The sequence below is a fragment of the Nostoc piscinale CENA21 genome, from assembly GCF_001298445.1.
In the GTDB taxonomy this organism is placed as follows: domain Bacteria; phylum Cyanobacteriota; class Cyanobacteriia; order Cyanobacteriales; family Nostocaceae; genus Nostoc_B; species Nostoc_B piscinale_A.
Genome location: NZ_CP012036.1, coordinates 6,491,030 through 6,506,519 on the forward strand (window position 1 = coordinate 6,491,030; position 15,490 = coordinate 6,506,519).

Here is a 15,490-nt window from a genome sequence, read left to right on the forward strand (position 1 = left end):
CTGGTTTATTAGAAATTTTATTAATAGCATTTCTAATTGGGCTTTACCAAAACTTACTATAAAACTAAATAATCACTGTAGAGTTAACAGACAATTTTTGATTTATTTTATATTTAATTGGCAAGGTTATCGTAAATTCTGTACCTTGTCCTATTTCCGAATATACTTCTATTTTACCTTGATGTTTTTCAACTATTTGATAACAAGTACTTAAACCTAAACCTGTACCTTTGCCTACTGGTTTAGTTGTAAAAAATGGGTCAAAAATTTTATGCTTAATAGCCGTAGGGATTCCATTACCATTATCTTTGATATTTATTTTAATGTAATTATCATCTATTTTGAAAGTCTCAATATTAATTTGTTTGTTTGTAATATTATTTTGTTCGCTTAAAGCATCTATGGCATTGCTCACAATATTCATAAATACCTGATTGATCTGTGCTGGATAGCATTCAATTAAAGGTAGGTTATGATAGTTCTTATTTACAGTTATTTTTGGAATAATTTTATGATTTAAAATTAGTAATGTATTTTCAAGACCTTCATGAACATCTACTTCTTTCATCTCAGCTTCATCTAGTCGAGAAAAGTTGCGTAAAGATAATACAATTTCTCGAATGCGTTGTGCGCCTGTTTGCATTGATGACAGTAAATTAGATAAATCTTGGCTAATGAATATTAAATCAATATCTTCAATTTTATCAATAATCACATGGCTTGGTTCTGGATATTGTTGCTGGTATAACTCTACTAATGCTAATAAATCTTCTACATACTCTTTGGCGTGTTGAATATTGCCATAAATAAAACTAACAGGGTTATTAATTTCGTGAGCGATACCTGCTACCATCTGTCCGAGAGAAGACATTTTTTCTGTTTGAATTAGTTGTCCTTGAGTAGCTTGCAAATCCTGAAGAGTTTTTTGCAATTCTTGAGTGCGTTCTTCTACTCGTTTTTCTAAATTATGGCGTGCTAATTCTAATTCGTGAGTACGTTCCTCTACTCGTTTCTCTAGAGTTTGACGAGCTAGTTCTAATTCTTGGGTATAATCTCCTACCCACTCTACCAATTGGTTTAAAGAATTGGCTAATGTTCCTACTTCATCTTTACTAGTGATATCGGCTTTAATCCGAAAATTAGATTCTTGAGTGATTGTTTTAGCAACATTAGTCACTACTTGCAAAGGGTGAGCAATTAAATGACTAGTAAATATTGCTAGTAGGATAGCGATCGCAACTGATATTAGCACACTTCCTAAAATAACATTCACTTGTAATTTTTGAGCATTATTAAAACTAGTATTTGCGTGCTGCTTTTGCAGTTCAGCGTGTCCTATTAACCGAGTTAATTCATCTGATAGCTGCTCAAATTTTATCGGAATATTAGTAGCTTTCTCTTGATTGAGAAAATTTAATATTTGTTGCTGGTAATTTTTATTCTTGATTGATGATGAATTTTTTTACTTCAATTTCTTGCCAAAAAAATTTTGACAATTTGATTATAACTCTCAGTGGTTTGATCATAAGCATTTAATAACTGATGAATATCTTGACTATTAATTAATAAATCATTCTGATAAAGACTGACAAATTGCTCTAACTCTAATAATTTTTGCCTAACTTGAACAATACCATCTAAAAACCGATTTTTTTCAAATTCTAGCCAAATGGAATTATCTAATACTGTAACTAATCTTTGGGGGTGTAGTCTGACTCTAGTAACAGCATTTTCTAAATCTTTTAATAAAGCCTGTTGTTGATAAGCAAGAATTAGCTGCTTGTGAGCATAAGTCTCATAGTTATATGCTACTAGTAAACCACTTGCTGTACCTATACAAGTAATACCAACAGTTACTGTATAGCCGTAAATTATCTTTTGGGCAATACTCCAGTTGTTGCTTAATTTGAATAACCAGTTTGAAAGTTTTTTAACCAATTTTTTTTAGTAAAATTCATTTAATTTACAACATGAATATATTTATAAAAAGCTTCCTTCTCCCATGTTTTGATAAACTTGCCGAATCATGTTGTAGTCAGAGTCATTTGCAGTCGTCAAACTTGCTCCTTGGTATTTCTTGTCAGCTAGTATAATACTTTGAAGTATTTTATCTTGATTTGTTAGCATCCGCGATCGCATATCTGCTACTAAGTTAGCTTGAAGTCGATTATTAGCAACAAATACATCATTAGGTAATAAGGGGCTTTTGGCGATTATATCAAAATCTTTTTCTAAGAATTTTTCTTTCGCTAGTTTATCATTATATGTATCAGAAGCATTTACCCAAGCATCTACTTCGCCTTTTACTAAAGCTTTTAGTCCCTGATCACCTAACATAACAATTTTGACATCATTCTTGGGATCTAATCCAGCATCCATCAGTAATTTTGTTGGCCCAATATGTCCAGAAGTTGAACCAATACGGTTCATAGCAATTGTTTTTCCTTTTAATTGAGATAATGATTTAATTTTACTGTTTGCACGGACAACAATAATGGAATGATAATTAGGACGCTTAACTCCAATTATAGGAATACTTTTAGCTCTAGAATTTAAAATTAAATATTCTGAAGGCCCTGCGAAAGCAATATCTAGTTTATCTGAGACCAAGGCTGCGGCTGCGGCTGTTCTATTTTCAACTGGTAAAAATTCAATTTTTATATCTAATATTTCTTCTAATGTCTTTCTTAATTCTCCATAACTTGCTTCTAATTCTTGGAGATTATTAACATCTGTAATAGTGAATTTGAGATTTTTTGGTATGTTAATTGATATTTCTGTGTTTTGCTTCTGGGAATTAGAATTACATGCTGTTATAAATCCAGACAGAAAGATAGAGCAGTAGCTTAATAGTTTTCGTCTTTTCATAATTATTATCTATTCTGGAGAGCCAATGACAATATAAATTGATACTGTAATCAATAGGGAAAATTAATATTCAATCCCTGAATAAATTATTGGCATTAAACTCAGAATTAATACAACTAATTATGGTATTTAGAGACTTGATTAATGACTTCTGTAAGATTACTGAATTTAGCTATAATAAATATTTGTGTCAGTAAAATATAAAGTTTAACAAAAGATTATTGATTTATTAAGAGATATCTTTTGCTAATTTGACAAGTTCAGATTTGAACTTTGATAATAAGTTAAGTACATACATAGAAAAAGAGCGATCGCCTTTAGTTAAACTATTAATTATATACCGTCATCTCAAGTCATTGGTTGCACAGCGTCACAGTTATAAACCGGAAATTTTGCGTTATTTTGAACGCCATTATTTAGATAGTTCTCAACATTTAACTCGGTTAACTTATGAAACTTTAGTATTGGGGTAAATCAACAATGTTGAATTCAGGGACAAACTGATATCATGTCCGCTTGATTACTTACAAAAACCGCAACAGCACTAAGTAACTGCGCGGGTTCAACAGGTTTTGCGAGGTGCATTTGGTAGCCTGCGGCCAAAGCTTCGGTATAGTCTGTATCAGAAGCATAAGCGGTGAGGGCGACGGCGGGAATTTGCCCACCAAGTTCGGGGCTGAGTTCCCTGACTTGGCGCATTAGCATATAACCATCTGCTTCTGGTAAGCCAATGTCAGACAAAAGGACATCATAATTGCCAGGATTTGCCACTAAAGTTGATAAGGCAGCACTGGCGGAAGCAACGGTTGTGACTTCAATTCCATATTCTTCCAGAATTAATTTAAATAATTGGCGGATGTCTGGTTCGTCGTCTACTATTAGTACCCGCACACCTACTAAGGAGGGAAGGTCATCGGGTGGGATGTCCGGTAGGTTACTTCTGGTAATGGATGGTAAGGGAGGAGTTGCCAGAGGAATTTCTGGCTGATTAACTTGTAGAGGTAGTCTAACGATGAATGTTGAGCCTTGACCTTCTCCTGGGCTTTGGGCTTCTACTGTCCCACCGTGGAGTTCTACCAAGTGGCGCACAATCGCCAGTCCTAACCCTAAACCTGGATTAGAACGTGTTTTGCTGCCATCTGCTTGGCGGAAGCGTTCAAAAATGTAGGGTAAAAATTCTGCACTGATTCCTTGACCTGTATCGCTGACTCGAATTTGCGCTTGTAAATCTGTGTACTCTAAAGTGACATCAACTCTGCCATTGGCTGGGGTAAATTTGATGGCATTAGATAGCAAATTCCAGACTACCTGTTGTAAGCGGACTGGATCACCGATAATTACTCGCCTTGTGGAACCTAGGTTAGTGTTAATTTGAATGTTTTTGGTGTCTGCTGCTAGACGCACCACCGCGATCGCTGCTTCAATAATTGAGCTAGGCTCAATTTCTTGAGGATTCATTTGCAGCCTCCCGGAGCTAATGCGGGAGATATCCAACAAGTCATTAATCAGATTGGCTTGAGCCAAGGCGCTACTTTCAATGGCTGCTAACCCTTGATTAACTGTGGCTTCGTTGAGTCGGTGAGTGCGGAGTAAGTTTGCCCATCCCAACATTGCATTTAACGGGTTTCGCAGTTCGTGAGACAAAATTGACAAAAATTCATCCTTGGCGCGGTTGGCTGTTTCGGCGGCTTCACGGGCAGATTGTTCTTGGGCTAATAGTTGAGTGCGTTCTGCTTCTAGCTGTTTTTGTTGGGTAATATCTTCAATCACCAAAAGAATCATTGGTGCATCGTGGATATGCAACAATTTTCTGGCATTCAACCGCATAACTTTCTGCCCAATTTGGTCAAAGTTATGTTCAACTTCTAAATCTTGAAATTGGCTGTGTTCAGGCAGAATGCTTTCGAGGAGCGATCGCAATTGAGGAATATTCCATTGCCCATTGCCAATTTCATAAACCAATCGCTGTTCGGTTTCTGTTGGTAAGACTTGAAATTTTTCGTAGAAAAACTGATTGGCGGTAATTACGCGCAAATTTGTATCTAAGACAACTAATGATTCTCGCACAGTGGCGACAATGGCTTCTGCATAATCTCTAGCAGCTGTAATTTGTCTAGCACTGCGTTTGAGGGCATCAATATCAACCAACACCACAACAGCACCATCTATTTTATTATCGATGGTGCGATAAGGACGAATGCGTAAATCATACCAATGTCCTTCTTGGTCTTGGACTTCCTGAGTTTTAAAATTGAGTGTGTTGATCACTTCCATAATTTGCTGTTCTAAATCAGGAACATTTAAATTGTGATTAATATCACTCAATGGCCGCCCCACATCGGAAGAAATTAAGTTAAAAATAGTTTCTGCAACCGGAGTAAACCGCCGAATCCGTAAATCGCCCCCTAACATCAAGATGGGAAGATTAATATTGCTGAGGAGATTTTGTAAATCGTTGCTGACTTGGGTAGATTCTAAATTCCGGCGTTGCAGTTCGTCGTTAATTGTGTTTAATTCTTCATTTGTGGCTTGAATTTCTTCTTTTGCAGTTTCTAGTTCTTCATTAGTGCTTTGTAGTTCTTCATTACTAGAGAGAATTTCTTCATTAGCCGCCCTTAAATCTTGATTAGTCGATTGTTGTTCTTCAATAATTGACTGTAAATATTCTTTAGTAGTGGCTAAATCTTGTTGGAGTCGGTTAATTTCGTCTTGCCCATTACTTGGTTTGCTTTTACGGGTATCATCAGGTAAATCTAACAAAGAAGTGGCGGCCGCGGGTATCTCTGCAAATATGATTAAAAAGTAGCGTTCTGCTGTAGCCGCAGCATTAAAGGGTATAACTTCAATGGTGACCAGCTTAAATTTTTCGTTGTCTTTAACTTGGATGCCTTCTTTTTTGACTATTATGCCGCGTTTTTTAGCTTGATGAATTGCACTGCGTAGTTCTAGCCTTAATTCTTCTTTAGCCATTTTCAACAAATTAAAGCTTGGTCTACCTGATGGTAATTGCAAATAAGGATTGCTTTGTCCTCTAAACTGGAGAATTTCTAAATCACTGTCGATAATTACACCAACTGGCGCATATTGTTCTAATACAATTTGATCAGCCACTTTTTGTATTTCTATATCATTCCACGTTCTTTCACTCGCTGATAATTGTGTGCTGGAAGTTTCGCTGGGATAGCTACTACTAATTAAATCAATTCCCAACCGAGCCACAGCCATTTTGCGCGAGTAAATTTTGTACTTTCTGTCAATCAATGCAAACAAGTTACTAAATTCACCAATTGTCTCGGATGTGCCTAGCATTAAAAAGCCGTTGGGATTCAAACCATAGTGAAAAAGTGGCAGCAGTTTCTTTTGGACAGCAGAACTCAAATAAATTAAAACATTGCGACAGGTAATTAAATCCAAATGCGAAAAAGGAGGATCACTAATCAGGTTTTGTCTAGCAAAAACACAAGATTCGCGCACTATTTTGCTAATTTGATAGCCACCTTCTACCGGGATAAAAAAAACGTTGCAGACGGTCAGGAGAGACATCAATTAATTGATTGTATTTGTAAACTCCACTTCTGGCTTTTTCGATGGCAATTTCATTAATATCCGTAGCAAATACTTGAATCTGTCGACTAATATCTTGATTGTGCAAATACTCTAGTAAACAAATCGCAATTGAGTAGGCTTCTTCACCAGTAGAACATCCTACCACCCAAATCCGGATGGGGGCATGAGATTTGCGCTCTTTAAGAATCTGCGGAAATACTTTGGTTTTTAAAGCTTCAAAAGCTTCTGGATCACGGAAAAAACTGGTGACCGTAATTAGCACATCATAATACAATGCTTTGACTTCTGCCGGATGTTCCTGAAGATAATTTGCATAATCTGCTAATCTCTCTAGCTTGTATAAAATCATCCGCCGCAGAATGCGCCGCTTGAGGGTGGTTTGTTTGTATAAGTTAAAATCAACACCTGTAGCAGCCTTTAACAGACTAAAGATTTGCGGCAAAGCAGTTTCTTCAGTGGATCGCACTTCAATTGATTGTTCGGGATTCAAGGGACGAATGTAGGGATGATCACTGAGATGAGCTAACTCTTGAGCGATCGCTTGTGGTGTTAACACAAAGTCTACCTGACCAGAAGCCACAGCTGTATTCGGCATACTACTCACCTGTGCCGATGTTTCATTTTGGGCAAAGGTAATTCCCCCAGCTTCCTTAATTGCTTCTAATCCCCTTGAACCATCAGCATCACCCCCAGACAACACTACGCCAATCGCTTTACTACCCCGTTCCTGTGCCAACGAAAAAAAGAATGTATCAACCGACATTACTTGACCGCGAATTTTCTGACGCGGAACCAAATTTAACTTGCCCTCAGAGATGGTCATCATCGCGTTGGGAGGAATCACATAAACATGATTCGGTTCCACCACCATGCCATTTTGGGCTTGCGTGACTGGCATCTCCGTTATCCGGGACAAAATTTCAGCCAAGATACTTTTTTGGTTAGGACTTAGGTGTTGAATAAACACAAACCCCATCCCTGTATCATTGGGCAAATGGCTGAGTAATTGGGTAAATGCTTCCAATCCTCCGGCAGATGCACCAACCCCTACAATCGGAAATAATTCATTTTGGAGTGCTTGTTGTTGCTGATCGGAATTAGAAGACTGAGATTTTTTGGGTCGCCGAGAGTTCATGATTTACAAACGATTACAGGGCGTTACATGATCTGTAAATAAAATACGATGTTGTTGGCTAGACTTTAGCCAGCCAAAGATAGATATTCCAGACCTACGTGAAATGGTATGGGGGTTTGGGATACACACCCCTACAAGGAAGTCAAAAGTGAGATAACTTTTGAATTTTGGCTTAGTTCTACCCCCACATTCTTATACTCTTGATTTTTCGGATCACTGGGAGAGTCTCATACATTATTTCAGAATTTCAGATGGCACGAGAAATATGACGCTGGAGTGATTTTAGTCCTCCACTAGTACCAGTTACAGCCAGTATTTTCCAAAAATCATCCCGGAGAATATTTCGATCCCCCCTTATCAGAGGCTACATACAGTCATAAACTGAAAGTGAGAGTTGAAAGGCAGTCGGGAGAAATTTTGTGAAAAAAGTTTTAGCAATCATTCTCGGTGGTGGCGCAGGCACCCGCCTTTACCCTTTAACTAAACTCCGGGCAAAACCAGCAGTTCCCGTAGCGGGGAAATATCGCTTAATTGATATCCCTGTGAGTAACTGTATTAATTCGGAAATTTTTAAAATCTACGTCCTGACACAATTCAACTCAGCTTCTCTGAACCGTCACATTGCTCGTACTTACAATTTTAGTGGATTCAGTGAAGGGTTTGTGGAAGTGCTGGCTGCACAACAAACTCCAGAAAACCCCAACTGGTTCCAAGGTACAGCCGATGCAGTGCGACAGTACTTGTGGATGTTGGAGGAATGGGATGTAGATGAATATTTGATTCTCTCAGGAGATCACCTATACCGGATGGATTATCGTCAATTCATCCAGCGTCATCGAGAAACCAATGCTGACATTACCCTCTCGGTAATTCCCATTGACAACCGTCGGGCTTCTGACTTTGGCTTGATGAAAATCAATGATGCTGGTAGAGTAGTTGATTTTAGCGAAAAGCCCAAAGGTGAGGCTTTAGCAAAAATGCAGGTTGATACTACCATTTTGGGATTAACCAAAGAACAAGCCGAACAACAGCCATATATCGCCTCAATGGGGATTTATGTCTTTAAGAAAGATGTTTTAATCAAGTTGCTGCGGGAAAAATTAGAACGGACTGACTTTGGTAAAGAAATTATCCCTGATGCAGCCGAAGATTATAACATTCAAGCTTATTTATTTGATGATTACTGGGAAGATATCGGAACAATTGAAGCATTTTATAATGCCAATTTAGCCTTAACCCAGCAACCACAACCACCTTTTAGCTTCTACGATGAAGAAGCACCAATTTACACTCGTCCGCGTTATCTACCACCTACCAAACTATTAAATTGCCATGTCACCGAATCAATTATTGGTGAAGGCTGTATTTTGAAAAACTGCCGGATTCAGCATTCCGTTTTAGGAGTGCGATCGCGGATTGAATCGGGCTGTGTCATCGAAGAATCTTTGCTCATGGGTGCAGACTTTTATCAAGCTTCGGTGGAACGTCAATGCAGCATCGACAAAGGTGATATTCCCGTAGGTATTGGTACAGATACCATCATTCGGCGGGCGATCGTTGATAAAAATGCTCGCATTGGCCACGATGTTAAAATCATCAACAAAGATAACGTCCAAGAAGCTGACCGAGAAAATCAAGGCTTCTACATCCGTAGCGGGATTGTAGTTGTCCTCAAAGGTGCAGTCATTACCGATGGGACGATTATTTAAAGAAGGCAGGAGTTGGAAGGCAGGGGGCAGGAGGGTAATCAAAGAGGGATTCAAACCCGCCTCTTGCCCTCTGGCTTGAAAGTGCTGAGTTTGAAACTTTGAATTATGAGTACAACTAATGACTACTATTCTCTGTTAACTTCTCACTCAGCACTCAGCAACGCCACTTGCTACAACGGAGGGAACCTCCGCAACGCAGTGGCTCCTCAGCACTCCACACTCATATTACTCATCGGTCTACCGGGTAGCGGCAAGTCAACTTTAGCAAAACAATTAATGGCTAAATGCCCCCAGATGCAGCTGACTTCTACAGATGCTATCCGGGGGCAATTGTTTGGTGATGAAATCATTCAAGGGCCGTGGTTTTTGATTTGGCAAGAATTAGAACAACAACTCCAAAAAACAGTCATGGCTAATCAATCAGCAATTTTTGATGCTACCAACGCCCAAAGAAGCCATCGCCGCGACTTAATCACCTTTAGCCGTGACATAGGTTTTAAGCAAGTGGTGGGAATTTGGCTAACTACACCAGTATGGCTGTGTTTAGCTCGCAATAAAAAGACGCGATCGCCAAGTTCCCGAAGAAGTCATCTTAAAAATGCACCGCCAACTCCGAGAACGCGCCACCCAGCATCGAAGAAGGACTAGACGACTTGATTAAAATAGGGTGTGGCAGTGTGGGGAGTGTGGGAAAGATTTCTTCACCATCCTCCCACACCTCCCACCCCTCCCACACGCCTAGATTTCTATCTTGTGAGACATCCATGTCTCAGTCTTCCCCTGCCCCCTGCCTTCTTCAAACCAAAGCAAGATTTTTTGGAGAAATTCTGATATTGGCAAGATGAATGCTATATTAGTAAATCTAGTAGTGTGTGTACATATTAAATAGTCTTTTTGGAATCGACTGTGGCGAATACAAAGTCTGCTCTTAAACGCGCCAGTATCGCAGAACGCAATCGGCTGCGGAATAAAACCTACAAGTCAGCTGTTAAGACGCTGATGAAGAAATACTTGACTGTGGTAGAAACCTACGCAGCTAATCCTACGCCTGAACTCAAACAAGAAGTTGAATTACGGCTGGCTGAGGCTTACAGCAAAATCGATAAAGCTGTAAAGCGGGGCATTCTGCATCCTAACAACGGTGCTAGGAAAAAATCGAGATTGGCTCACAAACTCAAGCCAGTCGCAACCGCACAGTAGTAGTCATTAGTCATTGGTCATGCGTTGCAGCAAAGACTAATGACTAATGACAAAGAACAAAAGACAAAATGCAGCTAATTGACACCCACGTTCATCTTAACTTTGATAACTTCCAGCCAGATTTAGTGGCAGTGCGATCGCGGTGGCAAGCAGCAGGGGTAGTGCGTTTAGTACATTCCTGTGTAGAACCATCAGAGTTTTCCAGCATTCAAGCAATTGCCCAGCAATTTCCTGAACTGAGTTTTGCTGTAGGGTTACATCCTTTGGATGCCGAAAAATGGCAAAGTGACACAGCCGAGAAAATTAAAAACTTGGCAAGTTCCGAACCGAAAGTGGTGGCAATTGGAGAAATGGGTCTGGATTACTACAAAGCCGAAAACTATGAGCAGCAGCGCATGGTATTTGCCGAGCAATTAGGGATCGCATCAGCACTCAATTTACCCGTGATTATTCACTGTCGAGATGCGGCCAGTGATGTCAGGGAAATTTTGCAAAAATGGCAGGAAATTACAGATGGAAGAATTCGGGGTGTAATGCACTGCTGGGGTGGGACACCAGAGGAAACCCAATGGTTTCTGGATCTGGGTTTTTACATTAGCTTTAGCGGGATTGTAACATTCAAGAACGCTAAAGAAATTCACGCCTCAGCCGCGATGGTAAGTAGCGATCGCCTATTAATTGAAACAGACTGTCCTTTTTTGGCCCCTGTTCCCAAACGGGGTGAGAAACGCAATGAACCAGCTTATGTACGCTATGTAGCGGAAAAATTAGCCGAATTGCGGGGAGAAACTGTAGAAGCGATCGCCCACCAAACCACGCAAAATGCTTGTAAACTATTTGGATTGGCTCTGTAAATAATTAACTGTTGCAATTGTCGGGTGTGTACCAAGAAAGAAAAATTCAGGAGGATAAAAATATGCTAATATTAATGCCTCCAAAACATTTTGCTTGCGTCATAATGATAAAGGAAGAAACCACAAACTTTTAAGCTTAATATATTGTTATCAACTTGACCATCCTCCACTCTCCACATACGGATGCTCGGAATCAATGAATCACCATAGCAACCGAAATTGAACTAAAATTTGGCAAAATATACCCTGCTTTGTATCTAAAACTATAGAAAATTGTTAAAAGTACTTGTCTTGTGATTAAAACCCACCAAAATAAAGCCATTTTGATTCCAAGCCAGCATCACGCGGCCGATTATCATTATCTTTTGATATTGCCGTGAGATTCAGCTTGCTTATTTTAAAGATTTAAGATGCAAAAATTTTGAGCTGCGTAAGCTACTTACGCGCTTTGGAGGGGAAGTGAGGAAACTAAATCAAAGGCAGAACTCTCTCAACCTGTCGTTGAGAAATCAAGTTAATAGCTGGTTTATAACAGCTATAGATAGCTTGCAAGGGCGCTTACCCCCCTTGTCAAAATCACCCTGTCCAGATTAAAAAAAATGCTGCGGTTATCAGCATGAATTAATAGCAGGTGGCACAAGGAGAAGTTCCCCAATTGCTACGGACACTGACGCGGATCAAGCATCATCCCTGAGCAGTGTCCTCTAAAAGTTTAACCAGGTTGACAAAGGTAGAGGCATGAATAACGACAAATATATGGAACCCGCCTTTTTGTTGCCCGACTTGATTGAAATTCAGCGATCAAGCTTTCGCTGGTTTTTAGAAGAAGGGTTAATAGAAGAGCTGAACTCCTTTAGTCCTATTACAGACTATACAGGCAAATTAGAACTGCACTTTTTAGGACAGAATTATAAACTTAAAGAGCCAAAGTACAGCGTAGAGGAAGCAAAACGGCGGGATAGCACCTACGCAGTTCAGATGTATGTTCCCACACGCCTATTGAACAAAGAAACAGGGGATATTAAGGAACAAGAAGTATTTATTGGTGATTTGCCGTTAATGACCGATCGCGGCACCTTTATTATTAACGGAGCCGAGCGGGTAATCGTCAACCAAATTGTGCGATCGCCTGGAGTTTACTACAAATCTGAAATCGATAAAAACGGTCGGCGGACATATTCTGCCAGCCTCATCCCCAACCGGGGTGCATGGCTGAAATTTGAAACAGACCGTAACGACTTGGTATGGGTACGGATTGATAAAACCCGTAAACTCTCAGCACAGGTACTCCTCAAAGCTCTGGGTTTATCTGATAACGAAATTTTTGATGCCCTCCGCCACCCAGAATATTTCCAAAAAACCATCGAAAAAGAAGGGCAATTCTCAGAAGAAGAAGCCCTGATGGAGTTGTATCGCAAACTCCGTCCTGGTGAACCACCAACCGTATTAGGTGGACAACAACTGTTAGACTCGCGTTTCTTCGACCCCAAACGCTATGACTTGGGTCGAGTGGGTCGTTATAAACTCAACAAAAAACTCCGGTTGTCAGTTCCCGATACCATGCGCGTGCTGACCCCCGGCGATATTTTAGCAGCCGTCGATTACCTCATCAACCTAGAATATGACATCGGCAGTGTTGATGACATTGATCACTTAGGTAATCGCCGTGTCAGAAGCGTAGGAGAATTGCTGCAAAATCAAGTCCGGGTAGGATTAAATCGCTTAGAGCGGATTATTCGGGAACGGATGACCGTATCTGATGCGGAAGTTTTGACACCAGCTTCCCTGGTCAATCCCAAACCCTTGGTAGCAGCAATCAAAGAATTCTTTGGTTCCAGCCAATTAAGTCAGTTCATGGATCAAACCAATCCTCTGGCAGAACTGACCCACAAACGCCGACTTTCCGCTTTAGGCCCTGGCGGTCTGACTCGTGAACGGGCGGGGTTTGCCGTGCGGGATATTCACCCCTCCCACTACGGACGGATTTGTCCCATTGAAACACCAGAAGGCCCCAACGCGGGTTTGATTGGTTCCTTAGCTACCCATGCCCGTGTCAACCAATACGGCTTTTTAGAAACGCCCTTTAGACCTGTAGAAAATGGGCGAGTCCTATTTGACGTACCGCCAGTTTACATGACCGCCGACGAAGAAGATGACCTGCGGACAGCAACAGGAGACATACCTTTAGATGAAAATGGTTACATAAAAGGGCCGCAAGTTCCAGTTCGTTATCGTCAAGATTGGGCAACCACAACACCAGAGCAGGTAGACTACGTAGCGGTTTCCCCTGTACAGATTGTATCGGTAGCGACTAGTATGATTCCCTTCTTGGAACATGACGACGCTAACCGGGCGCTAATGGGTTCTAACATGCAACGGCAAGCAGTACCTCTGCTGAAACCAGAACGTCCCTTGGTAGGAACTGGTTTGGAAGCCCAAGGTGCGAGAGACTCTGGGATGGTGATTGTCTCCCGTACTGATGGCGATGTCACCTACGTTGATGCCACAGAAATTCGTGTACGTCCCAAACCAAACGCACCGGAAATTAAGTACACCGTTTCTAAATACCAGCGTTCTAACCAAGATACTTGCTTGAACCAAAAACCCTTGGTGCGGATTGGGGAAAGAGTTGTGGCTGGACAAGTACTAGCAGATGGTTCATCTACAGAAGGTGGAGAACTGGCGTTAGGACAAAATATTATCGTCGCCTATATGCCTTGGGAAGGCTACAACTACGAAGACGCAATTTTGATTTCTGAGCGGCTGGTACAGGATGATGTTTACACTTCAATTCACATTGAAAAATATGAAATTGAGGCTAGACAAACCAAACTAGGCCCAGAAGAAATCACCAGAGAAATTCCCAACGTCGGGGAAGATGCTTTGCGCCAGTTAGATGAACAAGGCATTATCCGGATTGGGGCGTGGGTAGAATCAGGAGACATCTTAGTCGGTAAAGTTACACCCAAAGGTGAATCTGACCAACCACCAGAAGAAAAACTCTTACGTGCCATATTCGGGGAAAAAGCACGGGATGTGAGGGATAACTCCTTGCGTGTACCGAACGGTGAAAAAGGTCGCGTAGTTGATGTGCGCTTGTTCACTCGTGAACAAGGGGATGAACTGCCACCCGGAGCCAACATGGTAGTGCGGGTGTATGTCGCCCAGAAGCGGAAAATCCAAGTCGGAGACAAAATGGCGGGTCGCCACGGTAATAAAGGGATTATTTCGCGGATCTTGCCACTGGAAGACATGCCTTACTTGCCAGATGGTTCCCCAGTAGACATCGTACTCAACCCCTTGGGCGTACCCAGCCGGATGAACGTAGGGCAAGTATTTGAGTGTTTGTTGGGATGGGCTGGTCATACCTTGGGCGTGAGATTTAAGATAGTTCCCTTTGATGAAATGTATGGCGAAGAATCATCCCGCCGAATTGTGCATGGCAAATTACAAGAAGCACGGGACGAAACAGGTAGAGACTGGGTATATAACCCCGATGACCCCGGCAAAATCATGGTGTTTGATGGCCGTACCGGTGAACCTTTTGACCGACCAGTGACCGTTGGTGTGGCTTATATGCTGAAACTGGTGCATTTGGTCGATGACAAGATTCACGCTCGTTCCACAGGCCCCTACTCTTTGGTTACACAGCAACCCTTGGGTGGAAAAGCCCAACAAGGTGGTCAGCGATTCGGGGAAATGGAAGTGTGGGCGTTGGAAGCCTTTGGTGCAGCTTACACCTTGCAGGAATTGCTGACAGTGAAATCCGACGATATGCAGGGACGAAATGAAGCCTTAAATGCGATCGTTAAAGGTAAGGCAATTCCCCGACCAGGTACACCAGAATCCTTTAAGGTGTTGATGCGAGAATTGCAATCCTTGGGGTTAGATATTGCGGTTCATAAAGTAGAAACCCAAGCTGATGGTAGTTCTTTAGACGTGGAAGTTGATTTAATGGCAGACCAGTCAGCCAGACGCACACCACCACGCCCAACTTACGAATCTCTCTCCCGTGAATCGTTAGACGACGACGAGTAGAAAGTACTAAGTGCTGAGTGTTGGGTGCTGAGTATTCAACATCTCAGTATTCGCACTCACAGCTTAGACATCTCTCTCGATTGATTACTTTTAACTGAATACTTTACTTATAACTCAAC

8 protein-coding genes and 2 pseudogenes are annotated in these 15,490 nt (G+C 41.1%); 6 read left to right on the forward strand and 4 right to left on the reverse strand.

All coding sequences use genetic code 11. The annotated features are described in order from the left end of the window. Positions 1-64 precede the first annotated feature (64 nt). From ACX27_RS34495 to ACX27_RS27975, 3 genes are all read right to left on the reverse strand, one after another. Positions 65-1,273, reverse strand: a complete 1,209-nt coding sequence (locus ACX27_RS34495; protein ID WP_235526401.1) for a sensor histidine kinase — start codon at positions 1,271-1,273, stop codon at positions 65-67. Between the two features lie 194 nt (positions 1,274-1,467). After that, the gene (locus tag ACX27_RS34500; protein WP_235526402.1) at positions 1,468-1,938 is read right to left on the reverse strand and encodes a hypothetical protein; all 471 of its coding nucleotides are present in this window, start codon (positions 1,936-1,938) and stop codon (positions 1,468-1,470) included. A 42-nt stretch (positions 1,939-1,980) separates the two neighbouring features. After that, entirely contained in the window at positions 1,981-2,868 is an 888-nt protein-coding gene (locus ACX27_RS27975) for a phosphate/phosphite/phosphonate ABC transporter substrate-binding protein (RefSeq protein ID WP_062297355.1), read from the reverse strand. Positions 2,869-3,134: 266 nt separating this feature from the next. On the opposite strand from ACX27_RS27975, the gene ACX27_RS27980 reads away from it, so the two are divergent. Continuing rightward, on the forward strand, positions 3,135-3,341 hold the full coding sequence (locus tag ACX27_RS27980) for a hypothetical protein (protein WP_144427554.1): 207 nt from the start codon (positions 3,135-3,137) through the stop codon (positions 3,339-3,341). A gap of 16 nt (positions 3,342-3,357) precedes the next feature. On the opposite strand, the pseudogene ACX27_RS27985 reads toward ACX27_RS27980, so the two are convergent. Then, positions 3,358-7,570, reverse strand: a pseudogene (locus tag ACX27_RS27985) (chemotaxis protein CheB). Positions 7,571-7,989: 419 nt separating this feature from the next. Between ACX27_RS27985 and ACX27_RS27990 the strand changes: the two are divergent. From ACX27_RS27990 to rpoB, 5 genes and pseudogenes are all read left to right on the forward strand, one after another. Next, positions 7,990-9,279, forward strand: a complete 1,290-nt coding sequence (locus ACX27_RS27990; protein ID WP_062297363.1) for a glucose-1-phosphate adenylyltransferase — start codon at positions 7,990-7,992, stop codon at positions 9,277-9,279. 105 nt (positions 9,280-9,384) lie between these two features. Then, positions 9,385-9,938, forward strand: a pseudogene (locus ACX27_RS31335) (AAA family ATPase); the annotation flags it as partial. A gap of 247 nt (positions 9,939-10,185) precedes the next feature. Then, the gene (rpsT, locus tag ACX27_RS28000; protein WP_062297364.1) at positions 10,186-10,479 is read left to right on the forward strand and encodes a 30S ribosomal protein S20; all 294 of its coding nucleotides are present in this window, start codon (positions 10,186-10,188) and stop codon (positions 10,477-10,479) included. 68 nt (positions 10,480-10,547) lie between these two features. Further along, positions 10,548-11,333 carry a TatD family hydrolase gene (locus ACX27_RS28005; RefSeq protein WP_062297366.1) on the forward strand — a complete coding sequence of 262 codons (786 nt, stop codon included), beginning with the start codon at positions 10,548-10,550 and terminating at the stop codon, positions 11,331-11,333. A gap of 738 nt (positions 11,334-12,071) precedes the next feature. Continuing rightward, positions 12,072-15,371 carry a DNA-directed RNA polymerase subunit beta gene (gene rpoB / locus ACX27_RS28010; RefSeq protein WP_062297368.1) on the forward strand — a complete coding sequence of 1,100 codons (3,300 nt, stop codon included), beginning with the start codon at positions 12,072-12,074 and terminating at the stop codon, positions 15,369-15,371. Positions 15,372-15,490: the final 119 nt, after the last annotated feature.

Excerpts from the sequence above, each read along its gene's own strand:
- ACX27_RS27975 (WP_062297355.1), bottom strand. The coding sequence starts at position 2,868 with ATGAAAAGACGAAAACTATTAAGCTACTGCTCTATCTTTCTGTCTGGA.
- ACX27_RS28005 (WP_062297366.1), top strand. The coding sequence starts at position 10,548 with ATGCAGCTAATTGACACCCACGTTCATCTTAACTTTGATAACTTCCAG.
- rpoB (WP_062297368.1), top strand. The coding sequence starts at position 12,072 with ATGAATAACGACAAATATATGGAACCCGCCTTTTTGTTGCCCGACTTG.